Below are 15,242 nucleotides of genomic sequence, written 5' to 3'. Positions count from 1 at the left end.
AACCGGCAATACTGTATAAAAACACAGTATAACCGAGACTTCCCGCTCGACAAGGAGAAACGCATGCAGATTCGTGCACTGAGCTGTTTTGGCGAACATGCCGGCGACGGCAACCCGGCCCTCGTGATCGAAGGCGGCCAAGCGAACGAGGAAGCGCGCCGCGCCTTGGCGCAATCACGCAACACCACCTGCGTCTTCCTCGACGGCGAGGTGGTCGATTTCTATTACCCGCACATGCGCAGCCCGCTGTGCCTGCACGCCACGCTGGCCGTGGCGCACGTGCTGTTCGGGCGCCATCCCGATGCCGCCCTGCTTTCGGTGACGACGGCGATGCGCGGCCAGCGGCTCGCGCTGCTGCGCGGCGATCATGCCTTCTATGTTCGCCTGCAGGCGCAGGAAGTGGCGCAGCCGGTGCTGGCAAGCGGCTTGCTGGAGCACTTGCTCGCGGCGCCCGGCTTCGTGCCGGCATCGCCGCCGCGCGTCGCTTCGGTCGGCAGCCCGAAGCTGCTGGTCGAGGTGCCGGACTCCGCCACGCTGCTTGGCCTGCGGCCGGACCTGGAAGCGATCACGGCATGGAGCAAGGAGGCCGGCATCAACGGCATCTATGCCTGGTGCCGCCTTCCCGACGGCCGCTTCGAAGGCCGCAACTTCAACCATCTCGACCCGGCCCTGGAAGACAGTGCCACCGGCGTGGCGGCGGGTGCGCTCACCGCGCTGCTGGGACATGGCATCGTACTGAGACAGGGACGCGCCACCGGCCATTCATGCATCATCAGGACCCGGGCAGAAGACGGGGCCATCCTGGTCGGCGGCCGCACGGAGCCGGCCGCGCTCATTGAATCGACCGGGCGGCCCTGATACGTTTGGTAGCATTCCTTACTGCCTGGCTTCACCTGTCGGCCCGGTTTGCGGTGTAATGGACACATCGCGAAAGCACACCGCGTCACCAGGAGAACAGCATGAAACCACGTTTGATCGCATCGGCACTGATCGCCCTTACCCTGACTGCCAGCGGCAGCGCGTTCGCCCAGCGCGGCGACCATGGCCACGACGGCCGCAACGGCAACGCCTATGGGCAGGACAGCCGCCGTGGCGACAAGCATGACAACGGCCGCTATGACAATGACCGCCATGACGGCCCACGCGGCAACGCCAACCAGCGCGCCAACGACCGCAATCATGATCGCTACTACGACGCCCGCCAGTTCCATCGCGACGACCGGCGCGGCGCCGGACCGCGCCACGACCTGCGCCGCGGCCAGCACCTGAGCAAGGAATACCGCGACAGCCGCTACGTCGTCACCGACTGGCGCGACCGCCACCTGAGCGCGCCGCCGCGCGGCCACCACTGGGTCCGCGCCGGTAACGACTACATCCTGGCCGCCATCGCCACCGGTCTGATCGCACAGGTCTTGCTGAGCAACTGATACGACACAGGATCAGTCCCGGAAAGGCCGCGCCCTGTAACAGGGCGCGGCCTTTTTTCGCATGGCCAGGGCGTATTGACGCCGCCAGCAAGGGCTGTCCCCCGTCCGCGAGCTGGTATACACTTCCGCGCACGCTCTACCGGAGCTCATCCATCCTGCGGACATGAAACCACAACTCCTGACCTACGCCCTCCCCTTGATCCTGCTCGGCGCCAGTGCCACCGCACGCGCCGACGTCGATTACCAGCTGCGCATTACCGATGCGGCACAGCACCTGGCCGAAGTGCGCGCCACCTTCCCGGCAGCCACCGGCACCACGCTCGACGTGCAAATGCCGAACTGGCGCACCGGCCGCTACAACATGCTCAACCTCGCCAACGGCGTGCGCCTGTTCAAGGCCTTCGACGCCAAGGGCCAGCCGCTGCCGGTCTCCAAGACCGACAAGGGCACCTGGCAGGTCTCTACCCGCCCAGGCGACGCGGTGACGGTGCAGTACGAGCTGTACGCCAACCTGCTGGGCGAGCGCACCCGCCACATCGACGACACCCACGCCTACCTGGATGCCAGCGGCGTGTTCGTCTACGCCGCGCCCTTCCGCAAGGAGAAGGTAGCGGTCAAGCTGGACGTGCCGCAGGGCTGGAAGTCGCGTTCGGGCATGGATTCGGGCAACTGCGACCACTGCTTCGTGGCGCCGAACTACGACGTGCTGATCGACGCGCCGATCGAGACCGGCATCCACGAGTTCTACACCGACAAGGTGGATGGCCGCAGCATCGAGCTGGCGATCTGGGGCCGCGGCAACCACGACGGCAAGCAGATGATGACCGACCTGAAGAAGATCGTCGTCGAGACCGCGAAGATGTACGGCAACCAGTATCCGTTCCAGCGCTACCTGTTCATCGTCCACGCCACCGACGGCGTCGGCGGCGCCACCGAGCACGCCAATTCCACCGTCATCCAGAAATCCCGCTGGACCTTCGCGCCGCGCAAGGACTACCTGAACTTCCTGCGCGTGGCCGCGCACGAGTTCTATCACACCTGGAACGTCAAGGCCTACCGTCCGAAGGAGATGGTGCCCTACGACTACCAGAACGAGAACTACAATCGCCTGCTGTGGGTCGCCGAAGGCCACACCTCCTACTACGACGAGCTGATCGTCCTGCGCGCCGGCCTGCAGAAGCGCGACGAGTTCCTCGAAGGCTACGCCAAGCTGATCGACGACTACCTGCACCAGCCGGGCCGCTTCCAGCAGAGCGCGGCCGACGCCAGCTTCGACGAGTGGATCGCCGTCGGCGGCGAGCGCGCACGCAACGCCTCGGTCAACATCTATTCCAAGGGCCAGGTGCTGGCGCTGATGATGGACATCGAGCTGCGCCGCCAGACCGGCGGCAAGCGCGGCCTCGAGGACATGCACCGCATCCTGTTCGAGAAGCACTCGACCGCCCAGGGCGGCTACGACGTGCCGGCCGTGCTGGCGGCATTGCGCAGCGTGAGCGGCCAGGACTGGAGCGGCTGGTGGGCCCAGTACGTGGACGGCACCACAGAGATCCCGTTCGACACCCTGCTGGCCCAGGTCGGCCTGCAGAAGATCGCCGACGTGCCGAAGGACCAGGAGCAGAAGACCGAATGGTGGGCCGGCTGGACCCTGCGCGACGGCAGCGACCCGGCGGTGGTCACCGTCGTCGAGCGCGACAGCCCGGCATGGAAGGCCGGCGTGGTCTCGGGCGACACCCTGGTGGCCGTGAACGGCCTGCGCGTGTCCGCCAAGGACATCGGCGACAAGATGTCGCTGGTGAAGACCGCCCCGTTCAAGGTGCACCTGTTCCGCCGCGACGAGCTGGTGGAAAAGCAGCTCACCCCGCTGCAGCAGCCGAAAGGCAAGGCCAAGCTGAAGGTCGCGGACAAGGCGACCGGCGCGCAGAAGGCGCTGAACGCGTCCTGGCTCGGCGTGGCCTGGCCGAAAGACGATTCTGCGAGGGCGGAATCGACAGCGGCGGCCAAGAAGCCGTAAGGTTTGTTTGAACGAAACCGCGGCCCCGGTCCACACCGGGGCCGCGGTTTTTTCATGGGCGCTCGTCCAGCACCCGGTCGATCAGCCATACTCCGCCGCCTGCCCGGCCGACATGAAATTGTCGCGGTCCGAATCCTTCTCGATCCGGCTCAGCGGCTGCCCGGTGCGCTCGGCGATTATTCCGGCACCTGCTCCAGCAGTTGCCGCGCCAGCAGGCCGGCATGCGGGGTCAGCGCGGAGAAGTCGCGCGCGCACAGGTAGAGCTGCCTGGCCGCCCAGGCTTCGGACAGGGTCAGGACGGCCAGGTCGCGTTCGATCGTTGCGGCCAGGGCACGGGAGAGGATCGAAATGCCGATGCCCGCCTCGACGTACCTGGCCACCTGCCCGGTATTGCGCAACTGGATGCGGTAGTCGAGCTGGCGGCCCAGGCGCGCCGCCCGTTCCGCCAGGTGCGTCTCCAACGCGGTGTCGGCCATGCCCACGATCGGCTCGGCGAGGATATCGGCAAAGCTCACCTGCGCCTGCCCGGCCAGGCGGTGCGAACGGCCCACCAGCACCACCAGCTGGTCGCTGGCCACCAGGTGCGTCTGCAGCATGCGCATGTCCGTGACGTCGGCGACGACGCCCAGGTCGGCGCGCAGGTCCACCAGCGCCTGGACGATGTCGGTGCTGGGCCGCTCTTCCAGGTCGATCGACAGGTCGGGGTGCGCCGCCAGGAAGCGGCACAGTTGCGGCGGCAGGAAGGCGGCCATCGCCGCCGTGTTCGAGAGCAGGCGGATGCGGCCCTTGAGGCCGGTCGCATAGGTGCGCAGCTCGCCGCGCATCTGTTCGACCTGGCCCAGGATCGAGCGGGCATGCCGCACCAGGGCCTCGCCGGCCGCGGTCGGACGTACGCCCCGGCGGTTGCGTTCCAGCAGGGGCGCGCCGAGTGCCGCTTCCATGCCGGCGATGCGTTCGCTGATCGATGCCAGCGCCAGGTGCATCGCGCGTGCGCCGTACGTCAGGCTGCCGCATTCGACGACGCTCAGGAACAGCCGCATGTCGGTCAGGTCAAAACGCATCCTACAGCCCTCTACTTTCGGAATCTCCGAAGTCTAGCACCGGAATTGCCAGATTGCGCAGGCCTGCAGACTGGCCTACCATCATTTACATCGGTTCAGGCGAATGCTTACGGGAGGAAACCATGCTGGACGCCTTGCTGGCAACGATCGGCATACTGGGCCTGCTGGCCACCATCGCAGTCAAGTTCGGTAAATCGTGCACGGAAGCGATGGCGCGCCACGCCGAGCGCCACGAAGACCCGCCCGAGACCGGTCCGGCGCCAGCTTCCCCACGCGCCTGCCCGCACCGCCGGCGTCGCAGGAAGGCGCTGGCCAGACGATAGATGCGGGTTATATATTGACAACGTTGTGTTAATGATACAGCGCCTTGGTGCTCCGTGATGGGATTGTTTAGTATTTAATTTTCCGTCGGAGTAACCAGTGCTCACACTCAAACGTCTACCCAAGTCGGTCCTGCTCGCCCTGTATGGCGGCGCCGCTTTCGCTACCCTGGCGCCAAGCGCCTTCGCCCAGAGCAGCACTGCGCAGGAGCCGTCCACCACCCCGGTCGCCGCCGGCACCCCGGCCGCTGCGGACAGCAAGGGTAGCAGCGGCATCCAGAGCGTCAGCATCGTCGGCTCGCGCCGCGTCGGCAACGTCTCCGATATCGACACGCCGGTCCCGGTCGACTTCATCCCGATGACCAAGGCGACCGAACAGGGCGGCCAGTTCGACCTGGCGCAAGTCCTGAACAACGTCTCGCCTTCGTTCAACTCGACGCGCCAGACCGGCGCCGACGGCGCCGACCTGATCGACTCGGCCGCCCTGCGCGGCCTGGGTTCGGACCAGACCCTGGTGCTGGTCAACGGCAAGCGCCGCCACACCACCGCGCTGGTCAACCTGTTCGGCGCACGCAACCGCGGCAACACCGGCACCGACATGAACGCGATCCCCTTGATGGCGATCCGTAACGTGCAGGTGCTGCGCGACGGCGCCGCCGCGCAGTACGGCTCGGACGCCATCGCCGGCGTGCTCAACATCGAACTGAAGAAGAACCTCGGTTGCGAGATGGTGACCGGGTTCGGCCAGTACACCGAGGGCGACGGCGACAACTACCTGGCCTCGGCCTACTGCGGCGTGGCCGTGGGCGGCGGCGTGCTGGGCATCACCGGCGAATACTACGACCGCGGCCGCTCCAACCGCGCCGAGGAAGGCAGTCCGCGCATCATCGGCGACACCAAGTCGCAGAACAGCACCGTCTACCTGAACGGCGAATTCCCGGCGGGCGACGGCAAGCTGTACGTCACCGCCGGCGCCCAGAACCGCGACGCCTCGTCGGCCGCCTGGGCGCGCGAAGGCCTGGGCTCCGAGGACATCCCCTCGCGCAACTCGGCCGCCATGTACCCGAACGGCTTCGTCCCCTTCATCAACGGCGACATCAACGACCACTACGGCACCCTCGGCTACCGCTTCCGCCTGGGCGAATGGAACACCGACCTCTCGCAGACCTTCGGCCAGAACCGCATGCGCTACACCATCGCGAACACGCTCAACGCGTCGATCGCCAACCTCGACCTGCTGCGCGGCGGGCCGGGCAGGAGCGCCAGCATGTTCGACGCCGGCGGCTTCTCGTTCCGCCAGGCCACCACCAACCTGGACTTCTCGCGCTTCTTCGAGGGCATCGGCAAGGGCATGAACGTGGCCTTCGGCTTCGAGCACCGCCGCGAGAATTACAAGATCAATGCCGGCGAGCCGGGTTCCTGGATCGACGCCGACGGCGTGGGCGTGGGCGGCAACGCCGGCAGCCAGGGCTTCCCGGGCTTCCAGCCGATCGACGTGACCGACAGCGACCGCCACTCGAACGCCGCCTACCTCGACCTCGAGACCGACCTCGCCGAAGGCTTCAAGCTGCAGGCGGCGCTGCGCCACGAGCGCTACTCGGACTTCGGCGCCACCACCACCGGCAAGCTGGCGGCCGCCTACCGGATCAACCCGGCAGTGCTGCTGCGCGGCTCGGCCAGCACGGGCTTTCGTGCGCCTTCGCTGCAGCAGGTCTACTTCTCGTCGACCTTCACCGACTTCGTCAACGGCCAGCCGCTCGACGTGGTGCTGGCCCCGAACGGCGGCCGCGTAGCGAATGCCGCCGGCATCCCCCAACTGAAGGAAGAGGAATCGAAGAGCTATACCCTGGGCCTGACCTGGTCCCCCGGCCAGGCCACCTCGCTGACGGCCGACCTGTATCGCATCAGCATCGACGACCGCATCGTGCTGTCGGGCCGCTTCGACGCCGACAACTACCCTGCCCTGGGCGCCACCCTGCAGGGGCTGGGCGTGGGCCAGGCGCAGTTCTTCGTCAACTCGGTGGACACCAGGACCCAGGGCCTGGACGTGACCCTGTCGCACCGGATGGACCTGGGCGCCGGCAAGCTGAACGCCTTCCTGGCCCTGAACTTCAGCAAGACCGAAGTGACCGGCGTGCATGCGCCGAGCGCCCTCAGGGGCTTCGAGGACGTGCTGCTGTCCGAGCGCGAGCGCCTGTTCATCGAGGAAGGCGCGCCGCGCCGCAAGGCCACGCTGGGCTTCGACCATACCCGGGGCAAGCTGGAAACCGCGCTGCGCATCGTGCACTTCGGCCCGCAGACCCTGGGCACCTTCTCGGGTCCGCCGGTGCCGAACCAGTACTACGAGCCGAAGACCTCGGCCGACCTGTCCTTCACCTGGGCGTTTACCGAGAAAACCAAGTTCACCGTCGGCGGCACCAATATCTTCGACGTCAAGCCGAGCGCGCAGGATCCGAACGAGACCGACAACGGCTTCAAGTACGAGAGCGTGCAGTTCGGCCTGAATGGGGCGGCCTGGTTCGCGCGGCTGTCGCACCGGTTCTGAAGGCCGTCATCCGGTCCAGAAAAAGGGTTCCCGATGGAACCCTTTTTATGCATCATCAGACAATGTTCGCCGCATGCACAATCGCTACAACTGAACCAAGCTTGCGTTGACGAATGCGTATAATGCCCTGATCAATGCGCGTTGGCGGTAAGCAACGTCTTCCTCCACACCGTCGCGCCTGGCTGGCGCGACCAGCATAGGCCGTACCAGAATGAATACCGCTGCAAACGCACGCATCTCCACCGGCGTTGCCGGCCTCGACGACATCCTCGGCGGCGGCCTGACTCCACAGCGCGTCTACCTGGTGGAAGGCTCGCCCGGTTCCGGCAAGACCACGCTGGGCCTGCAGTTCCTGCTCGACGGGGCAGCCAGGGGCGAGGCCGGCCTGTATATCACCCTGTCCGAGACCGCCGACGAGCTGAAGGCAGTCGCAGCGAGCCACGGCTGGAACATCGATGCGCTGTCGATCTTCGAACTGGCCGGCGACACCGAGCTGGATCCCGATTCCGAACAGTCGATCTTCCATCCTTCGGAAGTCGAGCTGGGCGAAACGACCCGCAATGTCATGAACAAGGTCGACGCGATCAAGCCGGTGCGCGTGGTGTTCGACAGCCTGTCGGAAATGCGCCTGCTGGCCCAGAACCCGCTGCGCTACCGCCGCCAGATCCTCTCTCTCAAGCAGTTCTTCTCGGCGCGCGCCTGTACCGTCCTGCTGCTCGACGACAAGACCAGCCAGTCGGACCAGCACCTGCACAGCATCGCCCACGGCGTCATCAGCCTGGAGCAGATCGCCAAGGAATTCGGCACGGAGCGCCGGCGCGTGAACATCATCAAGATGCGCGGCATCCGCTTCCGCGGCGGCTACCACGACTACACGCTCGACACTGGCGGCATCACGATGTACCCGCGCCTGGTGGCCTCGGAACACAACCGCGATTTCACCCCGGTGGTATTCTCCACCGGCTCCGATGGCCTGGACGCCCTGCTCGGCGGCGGCCTGGTGCGCGGCACCAATACCCTGGTCGTCGGCCCGTCCGGGATCGGCAAGACCACGCTGGCCACGCGCTGCCTGCTGTCCTCGCTGGAACGCGGCGAAAAGGCCGCGTTCTACCTGTTCGACGAAGGCCTCGGCACCTTCTTCGTGCGCAGTTCGGCGCTCGGGCTGGACCTGCGTCCCTACGCCGACAACAGCCAGCTGCGCATCCACCACATCGACCCGGCCGAGCTGGCTCCTGGCCAGTTCGCGCAGATGCTGCGCGACGCGGTCGATCGCGATGAAGTGGACTTCGTCGTCATCGACAGCTTGAACGCTTCCTTGCAGGCCATGCCGGGCGAGCAGTTCCTGCTGCTGCAGATGCACGAACTGCTGTCCTTCCTGAACCAGCAGGGCGTGACCACGGTGATGGTGCTCGGCCAGCACGGCATGATCGGCGAAGTGCGCTCGGACGTCGACCTGAGCTACCTGAGCGACGGCACGGTGATGATGCGCTTCTTCGAATCGAATGGCCGCCTGCGCCGCGCCATCACCGTCGTCAAGAGCCGCACCTCGGAACACGCGCTCACCATCCACGAGCTGCAACTGAACCGCGAAGGCATCCGCGTCGGCGATGCGCTGGAAGGCTTCGAAGGCGTGTTGACCGGACTGCCGAGCTACCGTGGTACGACGCCGATGATGGCCTCCTTGCCGAATGAAGACATCTGACCAGCACGACGAACGCATCCTGGTCCTCGCGCCGCGCGGGCGCGACGCCGAAGTCATGTGCTCGGTACTGGCGCGCGACAGCGCTTCCTGCGACATCGTCCATGACTTTCCTGCGCTGGCGGCCGCGATCAAGGCGGGTGCGGGCATGGCCATCGTCGCCGAAGAAGCCCTGCACGGGATCGACCTGGGACCGCTGCACACCTGGCTGGCGCAGCAGCAACCATGGTCCGACTTCCCTTTCGTCATCCTGCTGGCCAAGGCCATCGGCATACCGCAGAATGGCACGCGCTCCCGGCTGGAAGAGCTGGGCAACATCATCCTGCTCGAACGCCCGCTCAACGCCCAGACCCTACGCAGCGCCGCCAGCTCGGCCCTGCGCGCCCGGCGCCGCCAGTACCAGGCACGCGACCTGCTGGCCGAACGCGAGCGCGACGCCGCCAGCCTGCAGCAGAGCCGGCAGGACCTCCTGTCCCTCAACGAGACGCTCGAATCGCGTATCGAGGAACGCACCCGCGCACTGGCCGGGGCCAACGACCGCCTGATGAACGAAGTCATCGAGCGCGAACGAGTGCAGCAGGCGATGGTGCAATTCCAGAAGATGGAAGCGGTCGGCCGCCTCACCGGCGGCATTGCCCACGACTTCAACAACCTGCTCAACGTGGTCCAGGGCAGCATGGACCTGATCCTGCTGTTGTCGAAGGACGAGGTGGCCAGGCAGCGCGCCGAGATCGCGCGCCGCGCCTGCCAGCGCGGCGGCAAGCTGACCAGCCAGCTGCTGGCCTTCGCCCGCAACCAGAACCTCGACCTGCGCCCCGCCGAGGTGAGCGACCTGTTCGATGGGGTGCGCGAACTGGTGGCGACCTCGCTCGGCTCGCGCATCCATCTGCGCTTCGAGGTCGAGGAAGGCTGCGCGCGCGTGTTCGCCGACGCCAACCAGATGGAGATGGCGCTGCTGAACCTGGCCATCAATGCGCGCGACGCCATGGGCGACAGCGGAGAACTGGCTTTCCATGCGGGGAATGCCCGGCCGCCCGCCGGGCTGCTGCCGAGCGGCGAGTACGTGCGCATCGCCGTCACCGACAACGGCCCCGGCATGCCGCCCGAGCTCGTGGCCAAGGTCTTCGAGCCCTTCTTTACGACCAAGGCGGTCGGCAAGGGCACCGGCCTGGGCCTCAGCCAGGTGTACGGCATGGCGCAGCAGTCGGGCGGCGCGGCGCGCATCCTGAGCCAGCAGGGGTGTGGGACCACGGTGGAAATCTGGCTGCGCGCCTGGGACGGCGGCGAGCTCCCCGCCGCCGCGCCCCTGCCGGACGCCGTCCCGGCCGCCGGACAGGGTTCCCGTATCCTGGTGGTCGAGGACGACAACTTCGTGCGCGAATCGATGGTGCAGTCGCTCGAAGCCTTCGGGCATGCGGTGACCCAGGCGGCGGACGGCGCGGCCGCCCTGCGCGAACTGGGACGCGGGCGGCCGGACCTGATCATCACCGATTACCTGATGCCGGGGATTACCGGGGCCGAGCTCATGCGGCGCGCGCGCGAAGTCTTCCCCGGCATACCGATGATCATCGCCACCGGCTATGCGGACATGCATGCGATCGACCAGGTCCTGGGCGACGACATCCTGCTGCGCAAGCCCTTCCAGCTGGCCGAGCTGGCGCTCAGCGTGGAGCGTGCGCTCGGCCGCGGCGGCTCATCCGCACGGCCTCACTGAGCGGCGCCGGCAGTCCTCATCGAGCTGGACGCCGCCGAAAACGACTCTGTGCCACACTTTGTTCATCACCTTCAGGGGAGAACATCATGAGCAAGGAACAGAAGTCGCACGAGAAGCAGGCCGCGCCGCAAGGCCAGCAACAGGGGCAGGAACAGGGACAGCAACAGGCACAGCCCCAGAACCAGCAGCAGGCGAACGACGTAGATGGCCTGGCAGACAAGAAGCCCGAAGAGCTGACACCGGAAGAGCTGAGGCTGATGGCCGATACGATGCCGGGCGAAGGGCCGGGCGATTGAGATGTTCTTATTCTTCTCGAACAAACTCGGCTGCCTCGGCTCCATCGCCGTCTCGATCGTGCTGACGCTGATCGTGCTGCTCCTGATCGGCGTGTTCTGAAGCGCCTTTACTTCTTCAGCGTACGCACGTAGGCCAGGACCTCGTCCTCGCGCCCCTCTCCCACCGCCTCGGCGGCAGTCTTGCCGCCGAGCGCGGGCTGCGGCTCGGTCATCCATGTGCTCGCTGCGTCATCGCTGCCGACGATGCCGCGCACTTCGTGCATCACCGTGTAATAAGCCTGCGCCTTGCGCGACTGCTGGCCAAAGCGGGCCTGCAGCGCCGCGAAGGCATCCGGCTTGATGGAATCGCTTGCTGCCATCGACGTTCTCCTTATTTGGTGACGGTGAGCAGCGAACGCTTGCCGCCCTTGAACGAATACAGCGTGATGGTGCCGTCCTTGATGTCGCCGCGCGCGTCGAAGGCGATCGGCCCGGTCACGCCCCTGTGCTGGATCTTCGAGAGGACCGGCAGGTATTTCGCCGGCTGGCTCGAACCGGCCTTCACCATCGCCTCGGCCATGGTCATCACCGCGTCGTAGGCGTACGGCGCATTGATCTGGACGTCGATGCCGAAGCGCTTTTTATAATCGGCGCGGAACTTGTCCATGGCGGCGCGGGCTTCGCCCTGCACGCCGCCCGCTTCCGCGCACACCACCTGACCGTCCGCCATGGTGCCGCCGGAGAGCTTGTGAATCTCGTCCGAGCACAGGCCGTCGCCGCCCATCATGCGCACGTTCATGCCGAGCTGCTTCATCTGGCGCAGCATGGGGCCGGCGGTCGCGCTCATGCCGCCGAAGAAAACCAGGTCCGGCTTGGTGGCGCGGATGCGGGTGATGATGGCGGAAAAATCGGTTGCCTTGTCGTGCGTGAATTCCTTGGCGACGACGGTGCCGCCCTGGCTCTGCAGGCTGCGCGCGAATTCGGTGACCAGGCCCTGGCCGTAGGCGGTGCGGTCGTCGACCACGGCCACGCGCCTGGCCTTCATGGCGCCGGTCGCGTAGCGGCCCAGCGCCTGGCCCAGCTGCACGTCATTGGCGACCACCCGGAAGGTGGTGTTGAAGCCCTGGCGGGTGTACATCGGCGAGGTCGACGAGGGCGAGATCTGCGGGATGCCGGCAGCATGGTAGATCTTCGAGGCCGGGATGGTCGTGCCCGAGGTCTCGTGGCCGACCATGCCGTTGATCTTCGCGTCCACCAGTTTCTGCGCCACGGCGGTGGCCTGTTTCGGTTCGCCGGCGTCGTCCTCGGCCACCAGCTCGAAGCGGACCTTCTTGCCGCCGATGCTGACGCCCTTGGCGTTGAGCGCCTCGATAGCCATGCGCGCACCGTTCTCGGTGTCCTTGCCGAAGTAGGCCACCGGCCCGGTCACGGCGGCCGCGTGGCCGATCCGAACGACTTCCTGGGCCGAGGCCAGGCCGGCTGCCGCCAGGCCGGCCAACAGGACTGCTTGCTTCTTCATCGATTCCTCTAAAATCCGCTCAGGGCCCGCTGCCCTGTGAGCAAAGGGACCATTCTACCGTTACCGTGCCGCGCCTGCCGAACGCCCGCGTGGCGAATGTGACAATTGGCGAGAATTCAAGGACCAAAACGCGGGTATCCTGCGCGCCTGATACAAGAACGAGAGGGGCCGGCAGCGCCGAGCGACCCTCCGGCACCACGGAGACCACCATTCCTACCCTCGCCACGCGACCTGCCGCCTCCCTTGCGGCGTGCATCCTGCTGTCCTGCATGCTGGCCCCGGCCGCGGCACGCCAGCCGGCGTCACCCCATCCCGCCGCCGGCTGCGGCGCCGGCAAGGCCTGCGCCGCCGCTCGTCACCGCGGCACGAAGCAAGCGCCGGAATGCGGCCGCCTGCGCGCGGCCATCCTGGAAGCGGAACAATCGGAGCGGCGCGTGCGCGCCGCGATGATGGAATCGGTGCAGCTGGATCTGCTCAGCCTGCGCAAGCGCTACCGCAAGCTGGGCTGCCGCGCCTAGGCCCTACAGCGATTGTTCCCACACCAGGCGCCAGGTCGGGCGCAGCTGGTAGACGGTGGCGCGTTCGAGCGGCCTGTGCCCCTCGTACGCCAGGCGTTCCAGGTAGTCGCGCTGCGCCAGGCTGGCCACGGACAGGCGTAGTCGCGAGCGGGCGTCGTGCTTCCATACCGCATACAGGTCGAGCTGGCGCCGGCTGCCGTCCTCGCTGAAGACCAGCGCGCTCGCGCGGCTCGCCACCCGTCCCCGGTAAGTCCAGGTGCCGCCCAGGTCGAAGCGGCCGGTTGGCGCCGCGTAGTCCAGCCCCAGATTGCCGCTGTAGGCCGGCTGGCCTTCGATGCGCTTGTCCGGCCCCGGCACGCTGTCCAGGCGCGACCAGTTGCGCGCCAGGTTCAGGCGTCCTGACAGCGCGCCGCGCGTCAGCTTGCCTTCGAACTCGATGCCGCGCACCGATGCGCTGCCCGCGTTGTCCGGGGTGGCGGTCCACACGCCGCCGCTCTCGCCGATGCGCGTCAGCGTGATGTCGCGGATGCGCTTGTGGAACAGGCTCACGCTCACCATGTCCGCCGCGCCGAAGTAGCGCTCCCAGGCCAGGTCGACGGCCAGGGCGAGTTCGGGCCGCAGCCTGGGGTTGCCCTGCTGGTCCGGATTGGTGGCGCTGTTGTTGTTGTCGACCGTGTAGCGGCGCGGCAGCAGCTGGACGATGTTCGGCGCCTTGTAGGTGGGGCTGAGCGCGAAGCGAAAGCCGTCGCGCGCTCCGGTGTCGCCTTCCGCCCGCTGCGGCTTGAACAGGGTCTGGAACACGGGACTCCAAGCGCCCGCGTCGACGTCCACCGGGGCAGCCGCATTGCCTTCGCCCGTCGTGCGCAAGTCTTCGCGCCGCAGGCCGGCATAGGCGGACCAGCCGGGGCTGACGTCCCACTCGTCCTGGATGAAGAAGGCGCTGCGTAGCACGCTGGCGCGGTAATCCTCGTCGCTGGAGAACAGCAGCGTGCCGCGGGGATCGACATGCCGTTCGCGCCGGTATTCGCTGCGCCCCTTGCGGCCGAACTCCCATCCGGCCGCCAGGGAGTGGCTGCCCCACAGCGGGCGGCGCCAGCTGCCGCTGAAGGTCCATTCGCGCTCGACCGGGCCGGAGGCAACCAGATGGGACTCGAGGGGGCGATCCTGCGCATCCATGCCCCGGTAGACGAAGCCGGCCTCGCGCTTCATCCGAAAGCCCGACAGCTTGGCGTTCAGGCGCGCGCCGCCCTCCAGCCTGCGCGTCCAGGCCAGGTCGGCGTAGGCGTGCAGCGGACGGGTCTCGAAGCTTTGGTAGGCGTGCGGGAACGGCGTTGGCTGGCCAATCTCGGTCGACTCCTTTTCGCGCTTGACGTTGTCGATGTGGCGCCTGCGCAGGTAGCCCTGCGCGCTGATGCTGTCGGCCGCGTTCGGCTGCCAGCTCAGGAGCGGCGCCAGTTCCAGGATGTCTTCGATCTGGTGGTCGGTCCAGGCCGTGCGGCGCAGCAGCGCGGGATCCGATCCCGCCTCGGTGCTGAGGGCCGCAACCGGATTCAGGTTGCGCTTGACGGTCGCGGTCACGGTGTAGGCGAACGCGCCCCTGCGGCCGCTGTGCTGGGCAAGCAGCTGCGGCGCCGCATGGCCACGCTGGAAGGCGCTGCCCGCCTTGATCTCGTTCGCGTCCTCGTTCTTTGCCGGGCCGGCGCGCCGCATGACGATATTGATGGCGCCGGCCACCGCCTGGCTGCTGGTTTCGGCAGTGGCGGCGCGCTGGATTTCGATGCGTTCGATCAGCTCGGGACTGATCGATTCGAGCGAGAAGCCGGCCGGCGCAGGCACGCCGTTCAGCAGGATCGCCACATAGCCGCTGCCCAGGCCGCGCATGCGGATGGCTGCTTCCCTCCCCGGGCTGGCCTCGAGCGTGATGCCGGGCTGGCGTTTCAATACCTCGAGCAGGCTGGCGTCGCCCTGGCGCAGGATCTCGGCGCGCCCGACCACGATGGCGGTGGTGGTCGACTGCGCGCGGCTGTTCGTTGCGCCGGCCTTGACGACGACCTGCTGGATGGGCTGTTGAGCAGCGGTCTGGGCGGATGCGCAGGCGTGCGCCGCCAGCAGCAGCGCGCCTGCGCTGCCGGTTCGGGTCATTCGCATGGTAG

13 protein-coding genes and 1 pseudogene are annotated in these 15,242 nt (G+C 67.2%); 9 read left to right on the top strand and 5 right to left on the bottom strand.

Annotated elements, in window-relative coordinates:
* Positions 1-63 precede the first annotated feature (63 nt).
* The 3 genes from FG94_RS17345 to FG94_RS17335 all read left to right on the top strand — a co-directional run bounded on the left by FG94_RS17345 (position 64) and on the right by FG94_RS17335 (position 3,438).
* Positions 64-858: a PhzF family phenazine biosynthesis protein gene (locus tag FG94_RS17345; RefSeq protein WP_036214218.1), complete on the top strand. Its 795-nt coding sequence runs from the start codon at positions 64-66 to the stop codon at positions 856-858.
* A 101-nt stretch (positions 859-959) separates the two neighbouring features.
* The gene (locus tag FG94_RS17340; RefSeq protein ID WP_036214217.1) at positions 960-1,427 is read left to right on the top strand and encodes an RcnB family protein; all 468 of its coding nucleotides are present in this window, start codon (positions 960-962) and stop codon (positions 1,425-1,427) included.
* Positions 1,428-1,590: 163 nt separating this feature from the next.
* Entirely contained in the window at positions 1,591-3,438 is a 1,848-nt protein-coding gene (locus tag FG94_RS17335) for a M61 family metallopeptidase (protein ID WP_036214215.1), read from the top strand.
* A 52-nt stretch (positions 3,439-3,490) separates the two neighbouring features.
* Here the strand turns inward: FG94_RS17335 and FG94_RS28635 are convergent.
* Positions 3,491-3,621, bottom strand: a pseudogene (locus FG94_RS28635) (ATP-dependent Clp protease proteolytic subunit); the annotation flags it as partial.
* Positions 3,615-4,499, bottom strand: coding sequence for a LysR substrate-binding domain-containing protein (locus FG94_RS17330; protein ID WP_036214213.1), 885 nt, complete (start codon positions 4,497-4,499; stop codon positions 3,615-3,617). The pseudogene FG94_RS28635 and the gene FG94_RS17330, both read right to left, overlap by 7 nt.
* A 122-nt stretch (positions 4,500-4,621) precedes the next feature.
* On the opposite strand from FG94_RS17330, the gene FG94_RS17325 reads away from it, so the two are divergent.
* The 5 genes from FG94_RS17325 (at position 4,622) to FG94_RS26120 (ending at position 11,073) form a co-directional block, all read left to right on the top strand.
* Positions 4,622-4,822: a hypothetical protein gene (locus FG94_RS17325; protein ID WP_036214211.1), complete on the top strand. Its 201-nt coding sequence runs from the start codon at positions 4,622-4,624 to the stop codon at positions 4,820-4,822.
* A 97-nt stretch (positions 4,823-4,919) separates the two neighbouring features.
* On the top strand, positions 4,920-7,364 hold the full coding sequence (locus FG94_RS17320; RefSeq protein ID WP_036214209.1) for a TonB-dependent siderophore receptor: 2,445 nt from the start codon (positions 4,920-4,922) through the stop codon (positions 7,362-7,364).
* Positions 7,365-7,575: 211 nt separating this feature from the next.
* Positions 7,576-9,066, top strand: coding sequence for an ATPase domain-containing protein (locus FG94_RS17315; protein WP_036214208.1), 1,491 nt, complete (start codon positions 7,576-7,578; stop codon positions 9,064-9,066).
* A complete protein-coding gene (locus FG94_RS17310; RefSeq protein WP_036214206.1) occupies positions 9,053-10,777 on the top strand; it encodes a response regulator in 1,725 nt (574 codons plus the stop codon). The genes FG94_RS17315 and FG94_RS17310 overlap by 14 nt, the downstream gene beginning before the upstream one ends.
* A gap of 86 nt (positions 10,778-10,863) precedes the next feature.
* Complete coding sequence (locus FG94_RS26120; RefSeq protein WP_051996878.1) at positions 10,864-11,073, top strand: hypothetical protein; 210 nt, start codon at positions 10,864-10,866, stop codon at positions 11,071-11,073.
* 107 nt (positions 11,074-11,180) lie between these two features.
* Here the strand turns inward: FG94_RS26120 and FG94_RS17300 are convergent, their stop codons facing one another.
* Positions 11,181-11,432 (bottom strand): MbcA/ParS/Xre antitoxin family protein, encoded by a 252-nt coding sequence (locus tag FG94_RS17300; protein WP_036214203.1) that lies wholly within the window; start codon positions 11,430-11,432, stop codon positions 11,181-11,183.
* A gap of 11 nt (positions 11,433-11,443) precedes the next feature.
* Positions 11,444-12,571, bottom strand: coding sequence for a branched-chain amino acid ABC transporter substrate-binding protein (locus FG94_RS17295; RefSeq protein ID WP_036214201.1), 1,128 nt, complete (start codon positions 12,569-12,571; stop codon positions 11,444-11,446).
* Positions 12,572-12,840: 269 nt separating this feature from the next.
* On the opposite strand from FG94_RS17295, the gene FG94_RS17290 reads away from it, so the two are divergent.
* Positions 12,841-13,089, top strand: a complete 249-nt coding sequence (locus FG94_RS17290; protein WP_036214200.1) for a hypothetical protein — start codon at positions 12,841-12,843, stop codon at positions 13,087-13,089.
* A 3-nt stretch (positions 13,090-13,092) separates the two neighbouring features.
* Here FG94_RS17290 and FG94_RS17285 read toward each other — a convergent pair whose 3' ends face one another.
* A complete protein-coding gene (locus tag FG94_RS17285) occupies positions 13,093-15,237 on the bottom strand; it encodes a TonB-dependent siderophore receptor (protein WP_081926051.1) in 2,145 nt (714 codons plus the stop codon).
* Positions 15,238-15,242 lie beyond the last annotated feature (5 nt).

Origin of the sequence: Massilia sp. LC238, from assembly GCF_000735635.1 — a bacterium.
Lineage (GTDB): Bacteria > Pseudomonadota > Gammaproteobacteria > Burkholderiales > Burkholderiaceae_D > Telluria > Telluria varians.
This window is presented reverse-complemented; position numbering and strand designations above follow the sequence as displayed.

Coding starts and splice junctions, on each gene's coding strand:
- FG94_RS17300 (WP_036214203.1), bottom strand. CDS start 11,432: ATGGCAGCAAGCGATTCCATCAAGCCGGATGCCTTCGCGGCGCTGCAG.
- FG94_RS17315 (WP_036214208.1), top strand. CDS start 7,576: ATGAATACCGCTGCAAACGCACGCATCTCCACCGGCGTTGCCGGCCTC.
- FG94_RS26120 (WP_051996878.1), top strand. CDS start 10,864: ATGAGCAAGGAACAGAAGTCGCACGAGAAGCAGGCCGCGCCGCAAGGC.
- FG94_RS17340 (WP_036214217.1), top strand. CDS start 960: ATGAAACCACGTTTGATCGCATCGGCACTGATCGCCCTTACCCTGACT.
- FG94_RS17295 (WP_036214201.1), bottom strand. CDS start 12,571: ATGAAGAAGCAAGCAGTCCTGTTGGCCGGCCTGGCGGCAGCCGGCCTG.
- FG94_RS17285 (WP_081926051.1), bottom strand. CDS start 15,237: ATGCGAATGACCCGAACCGGCAGCGCAGGCGCGCTGCTGCTGGCGGCG.
- FG94_RS17290 (WP_036214200.1), top strand. CDS start 12,841: ATGCTGGCCCCGGCCGCGGCACGCCAGCCGGCGTCACCCCATCCCGCC.
- FG94_RS17345 (WP_036214218.1), top strand. CDS start 64: ATGCAGATTCGTGCACTGAGCTGTTTTGGCGAACATGCCGGCGACGGC.
- FG94_RS17330 (WP_036214213.1), bottom strand. CDS start 4,499: ATGCGTTTTGACCTGACCGACATGCGGCTGTTCCTGAGCGTCGTCGAA.
- FG94_RS17325 (WP_036214211.1), top strand. CDS start 4,622: ATGCTGGACGCCTTGCTGGCAACGATCGGCATACTGGGCCTGCTGGCC.
- FG94_RS17310 (WP_036214206.1), top strand. CDS start 9,053: ATGAAGACATCTGACCAGCACGACGAACGCATCCTGGTCCTCGCGCCG.
- FG94_RS17335 (WP_036214215.1), top strand. CDS start 1,591: ATGAAACCACAACTCCTGACCTACGCCCTCCCCTTGATCCTGCTCGGC.